General features: G+C 72.5%; 18 protein-coding genes and 1 pseudogene. 8 read left to right on the forward strand and 11 right to left on the reverse strand.

Going from position 1 to position 17,813, the window contains the following annotated elements:
• Positions 1 to 76: 76 nt before the first annotated feature.
• Genes DLJ49_RS05970 through DLJ49_RS05985 form a run of 4 tightly spaced genes read left to right on the forward strand, consistent with a single transcriptional unit; the run spans position 77 to position 3,956 of the window.
• Positions 77 to 1,156, forward strand: a complete 1,080-nt coding sequence (locus DLJ49_RS05970; RefSeq protein WP_115392623.1) for a type 2 periplasmic-binding domain-containing protein — start codon at positions 77 to 79, stop codon at positions 1,154 to 1,156.
• A 52-nt stretch (positions 1,157 to 1,208) separates the two neighbouring features.
• Positions 1,209 to 1,760: a TRAP transporter small permease subunit gene (locus DLJ49_RS05975; protein WP_115392624.1), complete on the forward strand. Its 552-nt coding sequence runs from the start codon at positions 1,209 to 1,211 to the stop codon at positions 1,758 to 1,760.
• Positions 1,761 to 1,767: 7 nt separating this feature from the next.
• On the forward strand, positions 1,768 to 3,084 hold the full coding sequence (locus tag DLJ49_RS05980) for a TRAP transporter large permease (protein ID WP_115392625.1): 1,317 nt from the start codon (positions 1,768 to 1,770) through the stop codon (positions 3,082 to 3,084).
• 11 nt (positions 3,085 to 3,095) lie between these two features.
• Positions 3,096 to 3,956: a VOC family protein gene (locus DLJ49_RS05985; protein ID WP_158547408.1), complete on the forward strand. Its 861-nt coding sequence runs from the start codon at positions 3,096 to 3,098 to the stop codon at positions 3,954 to 3,956.
• Here the strand turns inward: DLJ49_RS05985 and DLJ49_RS05990 are convergent.
• Positions 3,946 to 4,410, reverse strand: a complete 465-nt coding sequence (locus tag DLJ49_RS05990; protein ID WP_115392627.1) for an Lrp/AsnC family transcriptional regulator — start codon at positions 4,408 to 4,410, stop codon at positions 3,946 to 3,948. The genes DLJ49_RS05985 and DLJ49_RS05990 overlap by 11 nt on opposite strands.
• 108 nt (positions 4,411 to 4,518) lie before the next feature.
• Between DLJ49_RS05990 and DLJ49_RS05995 the strand changes: the two genes are divergently transcribed.
• Positions 4,519 to 5,967, forward strand: a complete 1,449-nt coding sequence (locus DLJ49_RS05995; protein WP_115392628.1) for an aminotransferase class V-fold PLP-dependent enzyme — start codon at positions 4,519 to 4,521, stop codon at positions 5,965 to 5,967.
• A gap of 38 nt (positions 5,968 to 6,005) precedes the next feature.
• Here DLJ49_RS05995 and DLJ49_RS06000 read toward each other — a convergent pair whose 3' ends face one another.
• The 7 genes from DLJ49_RS06000 to DLJ49_RS06030 form a co-directional block, all read right to left on the reverse strand.
• The gene (locus tag DLJ49_RS06000) at positions 6,006 to 6,701 is read right to left on the reverse strand and encodes a GntR family transcriptional regulator (protein ID WP_115392629.1); all 696 of its coding nucleotides are present in this window, start codon (positions 6,699 to 6,701) and stop codon (positions 6,006 to 6,008) included.
• Positions 6,698 to 7,099: a RidA family protein gene (locus DLJ49_RS06005; protein ID WP_115392630.1), complete on the reverse strand. Its 402-nt coding sequence runs from the start codon at positions 7,097 to 7,099 to the stop codon at positions 6,698 to 6,700. The genes DLJ49_RS06000 and DLJ49_RS06005 overlap by 4 nt, the downstream gene beginning before the upstream one ends.
• The gene (locus DLJ49_RS06010) at positions 7,096 to 7,995 is read right to left on the reverse strand and encodes a DUF3830 family protein (RefSeq protein WP_115392631.1); all 900 of its coding nucleotides are present in this window, start codon (positions 7,993 to 7,995) and stop codon (positions 7,096 to 7,098) included. The genes DLJ49_RS06005 and DLJ49_RS06010 overlap by 4 nt, the downstream gene beginning before the upstream one ends.
• Complete coding sequence (locus DLJ49_RS06015) at positions 7,992 to 9,251, reverse strand: acetoin dehydrogenase dihydrolipoyllysine-residue acetyltransferase subunit (RefSeq protein ID WP_115392632.1); 1,260 nt, start codon at positions 9,249 to 9,251, stop codon at positions 7,992 to 7,994. Before DLJ49_RS06015 ends, DLJ49_RS06010 begins: the two co-directional genes overlap by 4 nt.
• Before the next feature lie 9 nt (positions 9,252 to 9,260).
• Positions 9,261 to 10,235 (reverse strand): alpha-ketoacid dehydrogenase subunit beta, encoded by a 975-nt coding sequence (locus tag DLJ49_RS06020; protein WP_115392633.1) that lies wholly within the window; start codon positions 10,233 to 10,235, stop codon positions 9,261 to 9,263.
• A 2-nt stretch (positions 10,236 to 10,237) separates the two neighbouring features.
• The gene (locus DLJ49_RS06025; protein WP_115392634.1) at positions 10,238 to 11,224 is read right to left on the reverse strand and encodes a thiamine pyrophosphate-dependent dehydrogenase E1 component subunit alpha; all 987 of its coding nucleotides are present in this window, start codon (positions 11,222 to 11,224) and stop codon (positions 10,238 to 10,240) included.
• A gap of 97 nt (positions 11,225 to 11,321) precedes the next feature.
• Positions 11,322 to 13,049, reverse strand: coding sequence for a cobalamin-dependent protein (locus DLJ49_RS06030; protein ID WP_199533312.1), 1,728 nt, complete (start codon positions 13,047 to 13,049; stop codon positions 11,322 to 11,324).
• A 125-nt stretch (positions 13,050 to 13,174) separates the two neighbouring features.
• On the opposite strand from DLJ49_RS06030, the gene DLJ49_RS06035 reads away from it, so the two are divergent.
• Entirely contained in the window at positions 13,175 to 13,933 is a 759-nt protein-coding gene (locus DLJ49_RS06035) for a pyrroline-5-carboxylate reductase family protein (RefSeq protein WP_115392636.1), read from the forward strand.
• Here the strand turns inward: DLJ49_RS06035 and DLJ49_RS06040 are convergent.
• Positions 13,928 to 14,686: an SDR family oxidoreductase gene (locus tag DLJ49_RS06040; RefSeq protein WP_115392637.1), complete on the reverse strand. Its 759-nt coding sequence runs from the start codon at positions 14,684 to 14,686 to the stop codon at positions 13,928 to 13,930. The genes DLJ49_RS06035 and DLJ49_RS06040 overlap by 6 nt on opposite strands.
• 441 nt (positions 14,687 to 15,127) lie before the next feature.
• On the reverse strand, positions 15,128 to 16,021 hold the full coding sequence (locus tag DLJ49_RS06045) for a CPBP family intramembrane glutamic endopeptidase (RefSeq protein WP_115392638.1): 894 nt from the start codon (positions 16,019 to 16,021) through the stop codon (positions 15,128 to 15,130).
• 324 nt (positions 16,022 to 16,345) lie between these two features.
• On the opposite strand from DLJ49_RS06045, the gene DLJ49_RS21420 reads away from it, so the two are divergent.
• Together DLJ49_RS21420 and DLJ49_RS06050 are read left to right on the forward strand one after the other, a co-directional pair.
• A complete protein-coding gene (locus DLJ49_RS21420) occupies positions 16,346 to 16,525 on the forward strand; it encodes a hypothetical protein (protein ID WP_158547409.1) in 180 nt (59 codons plus the stop codon).
• 89 nt (positions 16,526 to 16,614) lie between these two features.
• Positions 16,615 to 16,758, forward strand: a pseudogene (locus DLJ49_RS06050) (phosphonate ABC transporter, permease protein PhnE); the annotation flags it as partial.
• Between the two features lie 317 nt (positions 16,759 to 17,075).
• On the opposite strand, the gene phnF reads toward DLJ49_RS06050, so the two are convergent.
• Positions 17,076 to 17,786 carry a phosphonate metabolism transcriptional regulator PhnF gene (gene phnF / locus DLJ49_RS06060; protein WP_115392640.1) on the reverse strand — a complete coding sequence of 237 codons (711 nt, stop codon included), beginning with the start codon at positions 17,784 to 17,786 and terminating at the stop codon, positions 17,076 to 17,078.
• Positions 17,787 to 17,813: the final 27 nt, after the last annotated feature.

Here is a 17,813-nt window from a genome sequence, read left to right on the forward strand (position 1 = left end):
AAAGAGACAGGCGCCGCGAGGCGCAGACAGGATCGCGCCCCTGGGCGTGAGACGACCCAGAAACAGGGAGACACTCATGAGACACGCTCGCACATCCTTCGCCGCGCTTGCCCTCGCCACGGGCCTCGCCGCCCCTGCCGCGGCGCAGGAATACTCGTTCCGCATGGCCACGATCGACGTGGAGACGGGCAACTACTTCAACTTCATCGCCGTGCCCTTCGCCGAACTGGTAAGCGACCTCACCGGCGGCGAGGTGGAGATCCAGCCGCTGCCCGCGGGCACCGTCGGCTCGGTCTTCCGCCTGCACGAGGCGCTCGACGACGGTCTTGTCGACATGGTCAACTGGCCGGCGGCCTTCCTCGGCAACGAGGATCCGTTCAACTCGATGATCAACACCTTCCCCACCGGCCTCGGCAGCGACTCGATCCTCGCCTGGCTCTACTACGGAGGTGGCGAGGAGCTGCTGACCGCCCACCGGGCCGAGACGATGGGCGTGCACTCGATCATCCTCGGGTCCGGCCCCGCCGAGTGGTTCGCGCACTCGCATGTCCCGCTCGAGACCGTCGAGGATCTGGAGGGCAAGCGCTATCGCACGCTCGGCAACTGGGCCGCGATCGTGTCGGACAAGTTCGGAGCGGCCGCCACGACCACGCCGGGCTCCGAAGTGTATTCGATGCTCGAGCGGCAGGGCCTGGACCTCGCCGAGTACTCGCTGCCCGGCGAGAACTTCAACCAGGGCCTGCACGAGACGGCAGAGTACATCATCTATCCCGGCATCCACGCGCCCGGCTGGAGCTTCGAGCTGATGGTCGGCATGGACCAGTGGGAGGAGCTGCCGGAAGAATACAAGACCGCCATCGAGACGGCGGCGCGGCTCGTGACCTACGACAGCATGCAGCGCACGATGCTCGCCGACATGGAAGCGGTGCGCAAGATCAACGAACGCGCAGAGGCGGGGCAGAACACCCTGCTGGAGCTCGACCAGGAGTTCCGCGACGCGGCCGAGGCCGCCGCCCGCGAATGGGCTGTCGAGACGGCAGCCGAGGCCGCCGCGGAAGGCAACGACTGGCCGCAGAGGGTGGTCGACTCGCTCTTCCCGTTCCAGGACGCCTGGCGCGCCTCGTCGTACTACATGGTGACCGACACGCGTCAGTGACGCGCACGGCCCGCGCTCCCACGGGGCGCGGGCCCCCCGTCTGGAAGGCTTCATGGACCTGCTCCTTCGCCGCATCCTGCCTGCACTCGACCGCGTCTCCGCGGCGCTCGCCGTCGTGGCGCAGGCGATGATCGTCGTCCTGATCTGCGTGATGCTCTACGAGGTCGCAGCGCGGCGGATCTTCAATTCGCCCACGCTGTGGTCGGTCGACATCGTCTACATGGTCAACGGCACGCTTTTCCTGATCTCGGCGGGCTACACCCTGCTCAAGGAGCGCCACGTGCGGATCGACTTCCTGTCGTCGCGGCTGCCCGCGCGGGTGCAGCACGCCGTCAACGCGCTGTTCTACGCGCTTCTTTTCCTGCCGCTGCTCGCGCTGACCACCTCGGCGAGCGTCGACAAGGCATGGGAGGCGTTCGTCGAGAAGACGCTGGAGAACATGAGCGTCTGGCAGCCCGTGATCTGGCCGTTCCTGACCGGCATCGCGCTGGGGCTTCTGGGCCTGGCGCTGCAGGTGACGCTGCAGACGATCCGCCACGCCATCGGCGTCTTCCGCCCCGAGGCCGTGCCCCTGCCCGGCCACGCGGCCGGCCCAGAGCTGTGAGGCGGGCATGAGTGGAGAGACGCTCGCGGCGCTGATGTTTCCGTGCCTGTTCGTGTTCGTCCTGCTGGGGCTGCCGATCTCGTTCTCGCTGCTGGTGACGGCAGCGATCTTCGCCTGGCCGCTTTTCGGCGACGCGGTGGCCAACCAGCTCTATGCCGGGATCTCGCAGACAGCCTCGTCCTTCGTGCTGTCGGCGGTGCCGCCGTTCATCTTCATGGGCTTCATGCTCGAGCGCTCGGGCGTGGCCGAACGGCTGTTCGCCGCGCTTCAGCTCTGGCTCGGGCGGCTGCCCGGCGGCCTCGCGCTGGCGACGATGGGGATGGCCGGCATACTCGCCGCGGCCACGGGCATCGTCGGCGCGGTCGAGGTGCTGATCGGCGTCATGGCGATCCCCGCGATGATGGCGCGGGGCTACGACAAGCGGCTGATCTCCGGCGTGATCTGCGCGGGCGGCTCGCTCGGCACGATGATCCCGCCCTCGATCGTGGTGGTGATCTACGCCACCGTCGCGCAGATCTCGGTGGGCCAGCTCTTCGCCGCCGTGATGCTTCCCGGCATCATCATGATCGCCCTCTTCGCCGGCTACGTGCTGGGCGCGGCCTTCGCCTCGCCCCGGATGGCGCCGGCCGAGGTCTCCGAGACCCAGGTGCCGCTGGGCGAGAAGCTGCGCGTGACGGGCGTGGCGCTCGTGCCGATGGTGGCGCTGATCGTGGCCGTGCTCGGCTCGATCTCCTTCGGCATCGCCTCGCCGACCGAGGCGGCGTCGGTCGGCGCGCTCGGCACCGTGCTGCTGACGATCGCCTACGGCCGCTTCACCTGGGCCACCTTCACCGAGGCGTTGCGGCAGACGATGCTCGTCAACGCGATGATCCTGCTGATCGTCGTGGGCGGAACGATCTTCGCCGGCACCTTCCGCATCCATGGCGGCAACGGGCTGGTGCGCGACCTGCTCGAGGCGACGGGCTTCGGCCAGACGGGGATCATCCTCGTCATGCTGCTCGTCGTGTTCATCGCGGGCTTCATCCTCGACTGGGTGTCGGTGGTTCTGATCTGCCTGCCGATCTTCGTGCCCGTGCTCTCGGCCTTCCAGATCGAGCCGCTGTGGTTCGCGGTGCTGATGATCGTGGTGATCCAGACATCGTACCTCACCCCGCCGATGGCGCCGTCGATCTTCTACCTGCGCTCCATCGCGCCGCCCGACATCACCTACCGCGACATGTACTGGGGCGTCGTGCCCTTCATCCTCGCGCAACTCGCCACCCTGGCGCTGATCTTCGCCTTCCCGGCACTGGCGACATGGCTGCCGGGCGTGCTGATCGACTGAGGACGCCCACGATGAAGAGCCTCGATCACTTCGTCCACATGGTCCGCGACCTCGAGACCGCGCGGCAGACATGGTCGCGGCTGGGCTTCCATGTCCGGCCGGCGGCGCGGCACATCGAGTTCGGCTCGTCGAACGCCGTGGTGATCTTCGAGCGCACCTACAACGAGCTTTTGTGGCTGGAGCACTGCACGGCGCCGGCGCTGGTCGATCCCTACATGCCGCGCCTGACGGCCGGCGAGGGGCTTGCCCACGTCTCGCTCACGGCCGACAGCCTCGCCGCGGAGCGACAGAGGCTCGAGGGCCTCGGCCACGCCGTGGGCGTCGAGGGCAACGCGCGCCGGGCCGTCACCATGCCCGACGGGCGCGACGACGAGACCGACAGTTCGTTCCTCTACAATTGGCAGCCCGCGCGCCCGTTCAATTCGCTGTTCTTCTCCGAACACCGCAAGCCCGACCAGATCTTCATCCCGGGCTATGTCGACCACGCCAACGGGGCGCGCGACGTGACACGCCTCGTCTGGCTCTCGGCCGATCCGGGGTCCGATCTGGGCTACTTCCGCGACAGCTGGGGGCAAGAGCCCGAGAGCGTGGGCGAAGACGGATTCGTCTTTCGCGGCGCACGGGGGGATCTCTCGGAAGTGCTGACGTCTCACGCCGTTCGCGCCCGCTACGGTGCGCTCGCCGGTGCGGCCGATCCCGGCACCGTGGGCGGCTACCCCGTGGCGATGCATTTCCGCGTGAGCGACCCCGACGCGACCCGAGGGTTCCTCGCCGGCGCGGGTGTCGAGGTGGCCGACCTCGAGCACGGAATCGGGGTGGCGGCGGCAGACGCGTGCGGCGCGGTGCTCGTCTTCGAGCCGCTCAGCGCATGACCGGCAGGGGGCGGTTCTCGGCGATCGCCTCCATCGCGAAGAACGAGGTCACCGTCTCGAGATCGAGCTCGATCAGCGAGCGATAGACGCGATCGAAGCTCGCCATGTCGGCGGTGACGATCTTGAGCATGTAGTCGTACTCGCCCGCGATGCGGAACACGTCGATCACCTCGGGGATCGCCACGACATGCCGGTGAAAGCGCGCGAGCCACTCGGCCGAGTGGTGCCGCGTGCGGATCATCGTGAAGACCACCAGATCGAGCCCTAGCGCGTGCCGGTCGATCACCGTCTGGGCGCCCCTGAGCACGCCCCGCTCCTCCAGCCGCTTGAGCCTGCGCCAGCAGGCGTTCTGCGACAGGCCCACTCGGTCGGCCAGAGCGCGCTGCGTGAGGCCGGGACGCTCCTGCAAGGCCTGCAGGAGGCGCCGGTCAGTCTGATCGAGAGACTCCGACATTGGCCGATCATACTCTCATGCATTGATCGAAAAAGCGGGTCGGACGGCGATGAAACCGCCCCTGTTGCACAAGATACTCTCTGACCGTGCGCAGACGGGGAGACAGCCATGCAGGACTTCTTCGAGACATTCCGGGACCGCCTCCGCGACGGTGGCATCGCCCGGCTGCGCGCGGGGCTGATCGGGCGCGACACGCAATTCGACGGGCCGTTCGGCCCGGTGCGGCTGCTCTATGCCGACTGGGTCGCCTCGGGCCGGGCGCTCGCGCAGGTCGAGGACGCGGTGCGCGAGCATGTCCTTCCCTTCTACGCCAACAGTCACACCGAGGCGTCCCATTGCGGGATGGTGATGACCCGCCTGCGCGAGGCCGCCCGCGCCGTGGCGCTCGCCCATGTCGGCGGCGGCGACGACTGTCACGCCATCTTCACGGGCTCCGGCGCGACGGCCGGCCTTGCCCGCCTCGTCTCGCTGCTCGACCTGCCGGCGCGGGTGCGGGCGGGTGCGCGTGTCGTCGTGATCCACGGCCCCTACGAGCACCACTCCAACCTGCTGCCCTGGCGCGAGAGCGGCGCCGAGGTGGTCGAGATCGCCGAGGCGCCGGGCGGCGGGGTCGACATGGCCGCCCTCGACGCGAGCCTCGACGCGGCGCAGGGGGCCGAGACGATCGTCGGCGCCTTTTCGGCCTGCTCCAACGTCACCGGTATCCTGACCGACGTCGACGCCGTCACCCGGCGCCTCAAGGCGCGCGGTGCGCTCGCGGTATGGGATTACGCCGGCGGCGGCCCCTACCTGCCGATCCGCATGGCACCCGCGCCCGGGGCCGAGATCGACGCCGTCGCCCTGTCGCCCCACAAGTTCCCCGGCGGGCCGGGGGCCTCGGGCCTCCTCGTCGTGCGGAACACGGTGGTGCGCGCGGCCCGGCCATCGGTGCCCGGCGGCGGCACGGTGAGCTTCGTCTCGCCCTGGGCGCACGACTATTCGAGCCGCGTCGAGGCGCGCGAGGAAGGCGGCACGCCCAACGTTGTGGGCGACATCCGCGCCGCACTCGCCCTCTGCGTGAAGGAGGCCGCCGGGATCGACGCCATCGACGCGCGCGACGCCGCCCTGCGCGCCCGTGCCCTGGCCGAGCTGTCCGATGTGCCGGGGCTCGAGCTGCTGGGCCGAGAGGCGGTGGCGCCGGCCCTGCCGATCCTGTCGTTCCGCCTGCGCGACGGGGCAGGGCGGCCCGTCCACCACCAGCTCGTCACGCGGCTTCTGTCGGACCTGCACGGCGTTCAGGCCCGTGGCGGATGCGCCTGCGCGGGCCCCTATGCCCACCGCCTGCTGGGCATCGACGAGGCCGCCTCGGAGGCCCTGCGCACGCGGCTTGCCCGCGGCGAGGAACTGGACAAGCCAGGCTGGACGCGCCTCAACCTGTCGTGGCTGCACTGCGACGAGGAGGTGGCGCGCATTCTCGCCGCCGTGCGCGACGTGGCCGGGCGGATCGACACGCTCGCGGGCCTCTACGCGGCCGACCGGGCAACCGCGCGTTTCGCGCCGCTCGCGGCGGCCGGATAGCCGGGCGACGCCTCGCGCGGGGCCAGCCCGCCGGCCGGTCAGGCGCCCGCGCTCTCTTCCCGGCCAGTGATGGCGGCGAGCAGCGCATGGCTCGCCATCTCGATATCGGTGCGGATCGCGGCAGCCAGCCGCTCGCCGTCGGCCTCCTCGATCGCGGCGAGGATTTCGGCGTGGTTGGCCAGCCCCCGGTCGGTCTGGCCGTAGTCGGGGTAGATCACGTTGAGATAGGCGCCGGCGCTCAGCCAGCAGCCCTCGATCATGCGCACGAGGTTGGGCATGCCGGACGCCTCGTAGACGGTGAAGTGGAAGCGCCAGTTGAGCGCCATCACCTCCTTGAACGCGGCCCTCCGGTGCGCACCCCGCAGCACCGCATCGCAGGCGCGCAGCTCGTCGAGCGCGGCCCCGGAGATGCGCCCGGCCGCCGCGCGGGCGGCCGCCCCCTCCAGCGCGCAGCGGATGACGAGCAGTTCCTGCACCCGTGCCTCCGTCAGGACGGGGATCGAGGCGGAGCCGGTCGGCCCCGTCTCGAGCGCACCCTCCGCCACGAGGCCGTAGAGCGCCTCGCGTGCGGGAGTCAGGCTGATGCCCAGCGCCTGCGAGACCGAGCGCACCGTCAGCCGCGCGCCCGGCTCGAACCGGCCGGCCATGACCGCGGCGCGCAATTCCTGCCGGGCGCGATCCGCAAGCGTCTCGTGCCGCTCGACGGGGCGCAGGCCGTGCAGCGCGTCGCTCACGCGGCCGCTCCGCAACCGACCATGGCCACGCCGCTGATCTCGACCTTGATGTCGGGGAAGGGGAAGCCCACGACGAGCGCGGCGTTGGTCGGGCGCACCCCGCCCAGCACCTCGCCCAGCACCGGGCCGACCGCCTCGAAGCTCTCGGCCGAGTCGACGTAGGTGGTGATCTGAACGAGGTCGGCGAGGGATGCGCCGAGCGCCTCGAGCGCCGCCTCGATGTTGCGCAGCGCCTGCCGGGTCTGCTCGGCGGGATCGGGCGAGATCGCGCGCTTCGCGTAATCCATGCCGATGGTGCCGGCGACATGGATCGTCTCGCCCACCCGCACCGCGCGGCTGTATCCGTAGGCGGCCTCGAAGGCCGAGCCCGAATCGTGGTTCTGCCGTTTCCCGCTCATGCCGGTCCTCCCTCTGCCGCGACGTTGCGGCGTGCGATCTCGTTGGCCTCCCACCACGGCACGTGCAGGTCGAGCCAGCCGGCCATGCGCCCGCAATAGAGCACGAGCTCGCCCAGCACGTCGCCCACATTGGCGCCCGGCTCGCTCAGGGCGGCGTGCCCCGCCTCCAGCGCGGCGCCGGCCTCGTGCAGGTGGCAGTAGCCCACCACGCGGGCCAGCGTCAGCTCCAGCACTTCGCGCGCCATGGCGGCGCGCAGGGCATCGGCATGGCCGGTCTCGTTGCGCCAGAGCCGCCACAGCAGCTCCTGCGCGCGGCGGAACTCGCCCTCGGCGGTCACGATCGGCCCGAGCGGTATGTTCAGCCCCTCGCGCCGCAGCAGGGCGCGCAGCTCCTCCGGCTCGGCAGCCCAGGCCGCCCGGCGCGCCGTGCGCAGCGTGGCCAGCGGCCCCGTCGCCGCGCCCGGGCCGGGCGCGGCGACGGGAGTGTCATTGCCCCCTTCGGCGGAAAGCCGCGCCGTCAGGATGCGCCGGCCCGAGCGGCGGCGGTTGTCTTCGCCGAGGTCGCGCAGCCATGCCAGATCGCCCTCGTAGCGCCCCAGCAGGTTGACCGCCGCCGTCTCGGCCTGAAGCGCGTCGTAGGTGATCTCGAGATACTGCCGGTCGGGGTAGTAGAGGAACGATCCCGCCGGCAGCGCATGAATGTCGGCGCCGCTCTCCAGCACTTCGAGGATCGGTGCCGGCCAGTAGATGTGCGCGCCCGCGATCTTGGAGCAGTGGATCGTCACCTCGACCGGCAGGAGCGACCGAAGCGCCGCCAGCGTGCGCGGCGCGTGCGCGTCTGTCAGGACGATGGGCGCGCGCACCCCGGCGCAGTCGAAGATCAGACGGCCGGTCATTGCACCCCCGTCGCCTCGGCGGCCGTCACCGTCTCGCGCAGCAGGCGCGCGACCAGCTCCGGCGCCTCGACATGCGGCATGTGCCCGACCCCGGGCAGCAGGTTGAGCGCGGCATGGCCCGGCGCCGCAAGGGCCTGCCGCCACGGTAGGATCGCGTCGTCGCGCCCCCAGATCACTCGCAGCGGAAGCGGGCATTCGGCCAGTGCCGACCGCAGGTCGAGGGCCTGCGTCCCGTCCGGGAACAGCCGGTCTGCCAAGGCAGCCTGCGCGGCGCGCACCGCCTCGACCCGGCCGGCCATTGCCGCGCGGGCATAGTCGTCGCCGATGCGCCGCGGATCGGCCACCAGGCGGCGCAGCCAGGGCAGCAGGCTCTCGGGCCGGGTCGCGCGGCAGAGCCCGTCGACCGCCGGGCCGTCGATCTCGGGCCCGAGGCCCGCCGGCGCGATCAGCGTCAGCGAGGCGACCCGCGCGGGACGCGCGCCGGCGAGCGAGAGCGCCACGGCGCCGCCGAGCGAGTGGCCGACCAGGTGGAGCCGTGGCGCCTCCACCGCGTCGAGCGCCTCCAGAAGGGGTGCGACCACCGCCTCGAAGCCGCCTCCGGCCGGCGCGGCCGCCCCGTGGCCCGGCAGGTCGGGCCGGATCAGGCGGCGCCCGCGGCCCAGTTCGGCCACGAGGCCCGACCACGTCGTGGCATCGGCGGCGAAGCCGTGCAGCAACATGACGGGCAGGGCGCCGCCCGCGGCTCTCGGCCCGCGCGCCAGCACCGCTTCCACGTCACGCCGCTTGATCCGCCCGCCGGGGCCGCTGCCCGTGACCTGCCGCAGGTCGAGCCCCGCCGCACGCGCGCGCCGCCGCGCGAGAGGCGACGCGACCACGCGGTCCGTCCGACCGCCGCCGCTCGCTTCCGCCTCCGGGCGAGCCGCGGGCGGCGCGTCTCTCGCCGCCCCTGCGTTGCCCCCTGCCCCCGCGTTGCCCCCTGTCCCCGCGTTGCCCCCTGCCCCGGCGTCGTCCTCTCCCTCGGCGAGCAGGAAGCCGAGCGTGGCGTCGACGGCGATCTCGTCGCCCTCGCCGGCGCAGATCTCGCCCAGCACACCGTCGCAGGGCGCCTCGACCTCGGTCACCGCCTTGGCCGTCTCGACCTCGGCCAGCAGGTCGCCGGCGCAGACACGCGCCCCGCGGCTCACATGCCATTTCGTGACGACGACGGACTCCATGTATTCGCCCCCCGCCGCGCCGATGGTGATGGGTGTCGCCATGCCGCGCCCTCAGGCCAGTGCCCGGCGGGCGGCGGCGGCGATGTCGGCGGCACCGGGGATCACCTCGCGCTCGAGCGGCTCGGCATAGGGGATCGGCATGTCGCGCGCCGCCACTCGCTCCACCGGCGCGTCGAGATCGTCGAAGGCGTGATCCATGATCGTCGCCGCCAGCTCGGCGGTGTAGCCGCAGAAGCGCCAGCCCTCGTTGACCACCACCGCGTGGTTGGTCTTCGCGACCGACGCCGTGATGGCATCTAGGTCGAGCGGGCGCAGGCTGCGCAGGTCGATGACCTCGGCCGAGACGCCCTCGCCCGCGAGCTCTTCTGCCGCCTTTTCCGCTTCGAGCACCATCCGCGAGGTTGCGAGGATCGTCACGTCGCGCCCCTCCCGCGCCACCCGCGCCCGCCCGATCTCGCCCACCGCGTCGTCGGCCTCGTCCACCTCGCCGCGCAGGTTGTAGAGCAGCTTGTGCTCGAGGAAGATCACCGGGTGCGGGTCGCGGATCGCGGCCTTCAGCAGAAACCGGGCATCGGCGGGCGTCACCGGCGCGACCACCTTGAGCCCCGGGATGTGGGCCACCATCGCGTCGAGCGACTTGGCGTGCTGCGCGCCGGTGCCCACGCCGCCGCCGCCCTGCGTGCGCAGCACGAAGGGCATCGTGACCTGCTCGTTCCAGATGTAGTGGTAGATCGAGGCCTGGTTGACCAGCGCGTCGAGCGACAGCGGCAGGAAATCGGCATACATGATCTCGAGCACCGGGCGCGACCCGGTCATCGCCGCGGTCACCGCCATCGCGGTCAGCGTCTGCTCGGAGATCGGCGTGTCGCGCACCCGGTCGCCGAATTGCTCGGCCAGCCCCTGCGTCACCTTGAAGACCCCGCCATACGTGGCGATGTCCTCGCCGAAGACGAAGATCGTGTCGTCGCGCGCCATCTCCTCGCGCAGGGCGAGGTTGAGCGCCTCGGCATACCGCATCGTCGCCATGGTCAGCGCCCTCCCTCGGGCCGGGCGGCATAGGGGGCGCTCGCAACGTGCGGCGCGAAGGCCGGCATCGGATCGGCGAGCGCGGCCTCGAAGGCGGCCTCCATCTCGGCGCGCGCCTCCGTTTCGCACTGCTCCACCCGCCCGGCCCCGAGGCGGTCGACGAGCGCCGCACGCGCCAGCAGGATCGGGTCGCGCGCACGCCACTCCGCGATCTCGGCGTCGGGCTGGTAGCCGCCCATGTCCGAGGTCGAGAAGCCCTCGACCCGATAGGTCCTGGCCTCGATCAGGCTCGGCCCCTCGCCGCGCCGCGCACGCTGCAGCGCCGCCTCGACCGCGCCGTAGACCGCCAGCACGTCGTTGCCGTCGATCGTCTCGCCCGGCATGCCGTAGCCCGCCGCGCGCACGGCGAGGTCGGGCACCGAGGATTGCGCGCTGTGATGCACGGTCAGCCCGTAGGCGTTGTGCTCCAGCAGGAACACTACCGGCAGGCGCCAGAGCGCGGCGATGTTCATGCTCTCGTGGCAGATGCCGGTCTGGGCCGCGCCATCGCCGAAGACCGCCAGCGCCGCCCGCGCCTCGCCGCGCAGCTGCATCGACAGGGCCATGCCCGTGGCGGCGGGGATCGACGCGCCGACGATGGCGTTGCCGCCCATCATGCCGGTCTCGACATCGCCCACCAGCATGTGCCCGCCGCGGCCGCCGCAATAGCCGGTCTCGCGGCCGAAGATCTCGGCGACCACCCGGCGCGGGTCGAGCCCGCGGCCGAGATAGACGGCGTGGCCGCGATGCGTCGTGGTCACGTAATCGTCCGCCGCCATCGCCGCGGTGGCGCCGACGCCCACCGCCTCCTGCCCGTCGCAGCGGTGGATGGGGCCGCGCGTGCGGCCGGCCTTGTGCATCTCGCCGAGCTTTTCCTCGAGATGGCGGGTCAGCACCATCCTGCGGTGCATCTCCAGCAGGTCGTGATCCGAGGGTGTGTTGGCCGTCACCGTGCGCCGCTCCGTGTTATATTAGATACCACTTGCCCAACGCGCCGGCGGCGTCAACCGGTGGCGATCCCCACCCCGGAAGACGCGGCCAGCGGCCTCAGGCCCGGAAGAGCGGGCAGGTTTCCAGCATGTCGTCGAGGTCGCGGCAGGGATAGGCGCCGGCCGCGCGGATCTCGGCCGTCACGTCCACCGGCAGACCGGAATTGGACTCGGCGGGGATCTCGTTGAGCTTGCCGCCCACCAGCACCGGAAGGGCGGCCCCGTGCCGCGCGAGTTCGTCGATCACCGCCCGGGCGTAGGGCAGCGCGACGCCGTTGTAGGTGCTGACGGCGATGGCATCGGCGCCGGCCTCGAGCGCGGTAGCGACCAGCGCCTCGGCATCCACCGACACGCCGCCGTCGATCACCTCGAGCCCCAGCCCCTCCAGCGCGCCGCGGACGAGGTAGGCGCCGTGCTCGTGCACGTCGGTCGTGCCCAGCGCGACCCGCCGCCCGGCCAACCGGGGCCGCAGCGCAGCGTGCCGCGCGGCCCAGTCCCGCGCGGCCGCGTCGAGCTCGCGCGCCCAGTCGGCGGCGACGAGCGGTTGCGCCTCCGCGTCGCCGGCCTGCACGCCCCACAGCGCCTCCATCCGCTTCGCCCCCAGCCGCCGGATCGCCAGCATCAGCGCCGCGGGGTCGGCCGTGTCGACACCGCGCTCGGTCAGCCCCGCGAGGGCGCGCGCCGCAAAGGCCCGCCCCCCCTCGACCAGCCGGTCGGCCACCGCGTCGATCCCGGCGGTGTCCACCAGCGCGGCGTGGCCCGGCGCGGCCTCGGCCAGGCGCGCGGCGAAGAGCTGCGCGTCGAGGATCTCGTCGACATCGGGAATGCGCTGGTTCTCCGTCACCGGCACCGGGTTGACGGCGTGGCCGGTCGGTTGCCGCGAAAGCGCCAGCAGATCGACCATCAGGTAGGCGGACAGGCTGGCGTAGTTCTCGGCCGGCCCGCCCCGGTAGGCCACGGTATTGCCGAAGATCATGCTGCCCGGCGTCTCGGTGACACGGGCCAGCGCGGCGTGGAACGCCGCACGCGTCAGCGGCGCCGAGAAGTGGTGCCCGAAGCAGAAGGCCAGCCGCGCGCCCACAAGATGCTCCACGATATGCTTCTCGATCAGCACCATGCCCAGCGCCGAGGCCATGTCGCGGAACAGGCCCGCGAAGCCGTCGTCGAGATTGGAATGAACGAGGATCTCGGCCTCCTGCGCCGCGATGAGCCCCAGCGCCCGAACGGTCGCCTCGGTGGTCGCCACGTCGTCGTCCCAGTAGGGCAGGCGGAAGGTGAAGTATTGCCCGAGATTGCCGATGGCGGTGGCGCCCGCGGCGATGGCCGCCTGCGTGTTCTCCAGCGCGCCGGGCAGGCCCAGCATGAAGTCGCCGAAATGCGCGGCGGCCGGGCTCGCGTTGGTGATGCGGGCAAAATCCTCGGGCCCGTTCAGCACGATGCCCGTCCCGCGGGGGGCGTGCGCGCGGCGATCGGGCGGGTAGCCCATCGTCCAGTCGAGGGTGACGCCGAAGCGGTCGATCCGGGCGCCGCGGTTCGCCGCCGCCGCATGCAGCTCGGCCATCGCCGCGACCGTTCGGTCGACGCTGCGAAAGCCGACATGGGCATGCTGCATGATCCGCCCCTCGGCCACGGCCCGGCGCTTGTAGGCGGCCTCCGAGGCCACGCCTTCGGCCTCCAGAAAGCGGCAGGGGCCGAGCTGCCATTCCCCGGCCATCGCGCGACCCTCGGCGAGCAGCGCGCGTCCGGGCGCCAGCGCCGGATCGCAGAGGGAAAGCGGACCGGTCACGCGCGTCGTCCCGCTGTCGATGGCGCGGGGCGCCGACGGACACGGGGAAACCGGGTTGCCATCGGCGTGCATCCCGCCACCTTGCATGCGCCCGCGGTGGGCGACGGTGGCAGAGGGGACAGAGCATGACATTGGGGATCATCGGCGTGGGGCACCTTGCCTCCGCCCTTCTGACGAGCCTCCTGCGTGCGGGCCACCCGGCCGGCCGGATCGTCCTTTCGCCCCGCGGGCAGGGGCCAGTGCTGGCGGCCCGGCACGGCTTCGCGCTCGCCACCGACAACGCCGAGCTCGTGCGCCGCGCCGAGACGGTGCTGCTCGCGGTGCGCCCCGCCGACGCCGTCACGGCCCTGCGCGGCCTGCCATGGCGCCGTGGCCAGACCCTCGCAAGCGCCTGCGCCGGCGTGCCGGTCGCCGCGCTGGCAGAGGCCGCCGCGCCGGCCGGCATCGTGCGCATCATGCCGATCACCGCCGCCGAGCTGGGCGCGAGCCCGACCCTCGTCTACCCGGCCAGCCCGGCGCTGGCGCCGATCCTCTCGGCCTTCGGCACGCCCGTCCCGCTCGAGGACGAGGCGCAGTTCGAGGCCGCGACCGCAAGCGCGGCGATCTACGGCTGGGCGCAGGCGCTTATCCGCGAAAGCGCCGCTTGGGCCGGCGCCGCCGGGGTGGAGCCCGCGGCGGCGCGGGTCCTCATGGCGCGCACCTTCGTCGCCGCGGGTCGGATGGTGGACGAGCAGGAGGCGACGATCGACGACCTGCTCGCGCGCGTCGTCACGCCGGGCGGCATCACCGAAGCGGGGCTGGCGCATCTGCAGGCCGCCGGCACGCCGGAGGCATGGCATGACGCGTGCGACGTTGTGCTGCGCAAGCTGCACGGCCGCTCATGACCCGCCACGCGGGGCAAAGACCTGCCCACCGGGCGCCTGGTCGGTCGAGGTGACGACGATCTCGGAGAGGTCGACATGGGCCGGCATCGCCAGCGCCGCCCAGATCGTCTCGGCGACATCCTCCGGCGCCAGCGCCTTCTGCGCCGTGTAGAGCTTCTCGCGCAGCGTCTCGCGGTCGCCGGCGAAGGCCGAAAGGTAGAAGTCCGTCTCGACGCGCGCCGGGGCCACTTCGGTGATCCGCACGCCGGTCCCGGCCAGATCGTAGCGCAGCACGTGGCCCGCCTGCGCGAGGCCCGCCTTGGCCGCGGCGTAAGCCGTCGTGCCGGGCAGGACGCCGCGCGCGGCCGTGCTGGTCAGGTTGAAGACATGGCCGCGCCGGCGCGCGATCATGCCCGGCAGGAGCGACCGCATCAACTGCAGCGGCGCGGTGAGGTTCAGCGCGACGGTCTCTTCGGTCTCCTCGGCGGTCTGCTCGGTCAGCGGGCGCACGCTCGACAGCCCGCCCGCGTTGTTCACGAGCACGTCGATATCGATCGCCCCCAGATGCGCGAGGATCGCGTCGGTATCGCGGATATCCGCCGGGCAGCAGACGAAGCCCGCGCCCAGCTCGCCGGCCGCGCGGGCGAGCGCATCTCCCGACCGGCCGACGCCATGCACGCGCAGCCCCCCCGCGATCAGGCGACGCGAAATCGCCAGGCCGATGCCACGTGACGCTCCCGTCACCAGCGCGTTGCGATACCTCGTGTCCTGCATGCACCCGTGTCCCCTGCCCGGCGACCTTCGGCATTGTCCGGCAGGAGGTCAAGCGGAGTGCGGCGGGGCATCGGGAACGCATCGAGCCACCTGCGCTGCCCGCCACCGGGATCCGACGCCGGAGGCCCTCGAGCGCCCCGGCCCGGCCTCGTCGGGCGCCCACCCTGCAGCCGTCACCGATCAACGGCAGGCACGGCCACGGCGGTCGCGCCCACCTCCCGCAAGAAGCGGGGCGCGCCCCGCTCCCCCGCGAGGCGCCGCCCCCGCACCGCCAACTCCGGCAAACGTGCCCGATGCCCCGCCGTCGCGGGCTTCTTCTTGCTCCAAATATCCCCGCCGGAGGCCCGCGCCGCCCGCGGGCGGCGCCACGAGGGAGAGCCGCCGCAGGCGACCTTTCGATGGGCCCGGCGGCTGGGTGTCACCGGCCCGCGGCGGGCGGGGCTAACGGTCGAGGACCTTCACGAGAATGGCCCAGACCGCGAGCAGCAGCACCGTGGCTCCGGCCATTGACAGGCTCTGCACACCGGTCTGCGAGATGTCGACCGGCGAGACGTAGAGGGCGAGGCCCGTTATAGTTTCGGCCGTGGCCACCACGAACACCCCGAAGAAGTTGTTGCCCAGGTGCACCCCCATCGCCGCGCCGAGCGAGCCCGTCCGCTCGGTCAGGTCGGCGGCGACAAGGCCGAAGGTGAGCGCGGCGAGCAGCACGAGCGGCAGGTTCGGCCCGGCCGCGGGGTTGGTGTGCAGCACGGCGAAGATCACCGCCGGGATCCACATCCACACCCAGCGGGCGCGGAACCGGACGGCGAGTTGCTGCTGCAGGTAGCCGCGGAAAAACAGCTCCTCCGCCGCGATCTGCAGGAACAGGAAGGGCAGCGCCAGCGGCAGCAGCGCCAGCCACCGCCCGAGGGCGAGGTTGGCCTCGACCCCGCCGAAGCCGATGGAGAGGGCCATGAGCACCCCGTAGATCGGCACCAGCACAGCGAGCGACAGCCCGAAGCCGCGCCACCACTCGGCCCCCGGGCCGAAGAGCGAGCCGGGGCCGCGGAAATGCAGCGCCGCGGCGGCGACGATGGCGCCGAGGAACAGGCCGGCGAAGGTGGCCAGCAGCAGGATCACCTTGCCCGGCGTGTCGGGGCTGGCCAGCCCGTTGACGAAGGGCATGATGCCGAACGCGCCCTGCTGTCCGGCCACCACGGCCACCGCGAGGCCCACGATCAGCACCGCCAGCGACAGCCACATCAGCAGCGCGAGGCCCGAACCGAGCAGCAGCCGCCACAGCTGCGGGTAGAGGGCGGCGTCGTGCAGCGAGGCTTCGAATTCGGGGGCGCGCATGGGGGCTCCGGGGCAGCGTGCGGCAGGGCTCGCCCTGCGACCTAGCGCGGCGCGCGGTCCCGCACAATCGACGCGGCGTGCGACGGCTTTCGCGCAGAACGTCACGCGCGGCCTCCCGCCGGGTGCGGCGGGCGGAGCCGCATGGCGGGTTCGCTCCCCCGCTCGCCGCGTCCCGCCGCCGCGCGGGCGGCCCGATCCCGCGCGGCAGACCGGCCATCCGGGCGGCAACCGGCGTCTGCCCCGCGAGACCACAAGCGGCGCGCCTTGCCGCGCATCGAGAGACGGACAAGCCGCCTCGGCCCGAACGTCGCCGTAAACGCGGCCGTGCGGGAGACCGGCCGGCCGGCGATGGTGGGCGTCATCGGCCGCTCGGGCGCCGGCGGCCCTCCCCTGCTGCGTATGCCCAAGCGGCCGATCGCCCCGACCGAGGGCCGGGTCGAGGTCGAGATCGTGGAGACGGGCGGGCTCGCGGGCGGCGGATGGATGTCGTCGCCATCGTCCTGATGCGGGAGCCAAGGGCGATCCTCGCCGACGGGCCGATCGCCGGTCTCTATCCGATGAACGCCCAGGTGGTGATGGATGCGCTGCGCCTGCTGCGGAGCTTTGCCCGGCGCGTTTTCCACTTCCTGCGCGGGGTCGACGCGCTGCTCCGGACGATCGCGCTCTCCCGCGCCATCGGCCCCGGCCCGCTCACCGGCGCGCTGGCGATCCTGTTCACCGATACCGGCAGCTTCGGCCCCCCGACACCTGGCTCGGGCACGCCGCGCGGGCGCAGCCCGAAGTGACGCCGGGCCGCGCGCGGTGGTCGCCGCCGGCGCCGTGGTCACCCGCGATGTCGCCCCCCTACACCATCGCCGGCGGCCCGCCCGACCCCTGCGCCGCCGCCAGCCGCCCGACATCGCAGCGCGCCTGGTCGTGCTGCCTTGGTGGGACTGGGAGCATGAGAGGCTGCGCGCCGCGCTCGGCGATTTCCGCGCGCTGTCGGCCGAGGCGTTTCTCGAGAAACACGCAGGCTGACGAGCGGAGCGCCGCCCGATGAAGGGCTCGGCCAGCGTCAGGGCTCGGCCAGCGTCAGCGTCACCCGCTCGCCCGCGAACCACGTCGTGCCGTGCTCCACCGGCACGCCCGCCGGGTCGACGCTGACCGAAACGGTCCGAAGGAGCGCCGCGCCCTCCTCCACCATCAGCCGCGCCGCCTGCGTCGCGTCGGCAGGGCGCGCGGCGATTCGGGTCGAGCGGCGGGTGTAGTCGGCCACCCCGCAGCGGACGAGCGCCTCGGTGACCGACGCCACCTCGCGCAGCGCGTCGCCGATCCCGGGCAGGCGGTCGGCGGGAAAGACGCTGCGGAACAGGGCGATGGGCTGACCGTCGGCCAGCGACCGGCCCTCGCACACGACGACGTGCGCGCCCGGCGCGACCTCGAGTGCCGCCGCCTCGGCCTCGCTCGCGGCGCAGGTCTCGAGCGCAGCGACCTCGCGCGCCGGAAGTCGCCCGGCCGCCTGCAGGTTGCGGTGAAAGCGCACGCGCCGCCCGATCGGATACTCGGTCGGCCGGTGCAGCACCGTCACGCCCGCGCCGCGCCGCGCATGAACCAGCCCCGCCTCGGCCATCGCCGCGAGCGCCCGGCGCACCGTGTGCCGGTTGACGCCGAAGCGCGCCGCCAGCGCCGCCTCGCTCGGCAGCCGGTCACCCGCCCGATACCGCCCCTCGGCGATGTCGCCGGTCAGCGCGGCCTCGATGCTGGTCCAGAGGGGCGTGCGGGGCATGTCACCGACACTTCACGTCAGGGAGGA

Source organism: Rhodovulum sp. 12E13 (assembly GCF_003340565.1).
Lineage (GTDB): Bacteria > Pseudomonadota > Alphaproteobacteria > Rhodobacterales > Rhodobacteraceae > HLUCCA09.

Excerpts from the sequence above, each read along its gene's own strand:
- DLJ49_RS05970 (WP_115392623.1), top strand. The coding sequence starts at position 77 with ATGAGACACGCTCGCACATCCTTCGCCGCGCTTGCCCTCGCCACGGGC.
- DLJ49_RS05975 (WP_115392624.1), top strand. The coding sequence starts at position 1,209 with ATGGACCTGCTCCTTCGCCGCATCCTGCCTGCACTCGACCGCGTCTCC.
- DLJ49_RS05980 (WP_115392625.1), top strand. The coding sequence starts at position 1,768 with ATGAGTGGAGAGACGCTCGCGGCGCTGATGTTTCCGTGCCTGTTCGTG.
- DLJ49_RS05985 (WP_158547408.1), top strand. The coding sequence starts at position 3,096 with ATGAAGAGCCTCGATCACTTCGTCCACATGGTCCGCGACCTCGAGACC.
- DLJ49_RS05990 (WP_115392627.1), bottom strand. The coding sequence starts at position 4,410 with ATGTCGGAGTCTCTCGATCAGACTGACCGGCGCCTCCTGCAGGCCTTG.
- DLJ49_RS05995 (WP_115392628.1), top strand. The coding sequence starts at position 4,519 with ATGCAGGACTTCTTCGAGACATTCCGGGACCGCCTCCGCGACGGTGGC.
- DLJ49_RS06005 (WP_115392630.1), bottom strand. The coding sequence starts at position 7,099 with ATGAGCGGGAAACGGCAGAACCACGATTCGGGCTCGGCCTTCGAGGCC.
- DLJ49_RS06010 (WP_115392631.1), bottom strand. The coding sequence starts at position 7,995 with ATGACCGGCCGTCTGATCTTCGACTGCGCCGGGGTGCGCGCGCCCATC.
- DLJ49_RS06015 (WP_115392632.1), bottom strand. The coding sequence starts at position 9,251 with ATGGCGACACCCATCACCATCGGCGCGGCGGGGGGCGAATACATGGAG.
- DLJ49_RS06020 (WP_115392633.1), bottom strand. The coding sequence starts at position 10,235 with ATGGCGACGATGCGGTATGCCGAGGCGCTCAACCTCGCCCTGCGCGAG.
- DLJ49_RS06035 (WP_115392636.1), top strand. The coding sequence starts at position 13,175 with ATGACATTGGGGATCATCGGCGTGGGGCACCTTGCCTCCGCCCTTCTG.
- DLJ49_RS06040 (WP_115392637.1), bottom strand. The coding sequence starts at position 14,686 with ATGCAGGACACGAGGTATCGCAACGCGCTGGTGACGGGAGCGTCACGT.
- DLJ49_RS06045 (WP_115392638.1), bottom strand. The coding sequence starts at position 16,021 with ATGCGCGCCCCCGAATTCGAAGCCTCGCTGCACGACGCCGCCCTCTAC.
- phnF (WP_115392640.1), bottom strand. The coding sequence starts at position 17,786 with ATGCCCCGCACGCCCCTCTGGACCAGCATCGAGGCCGCGCTGACCGGC.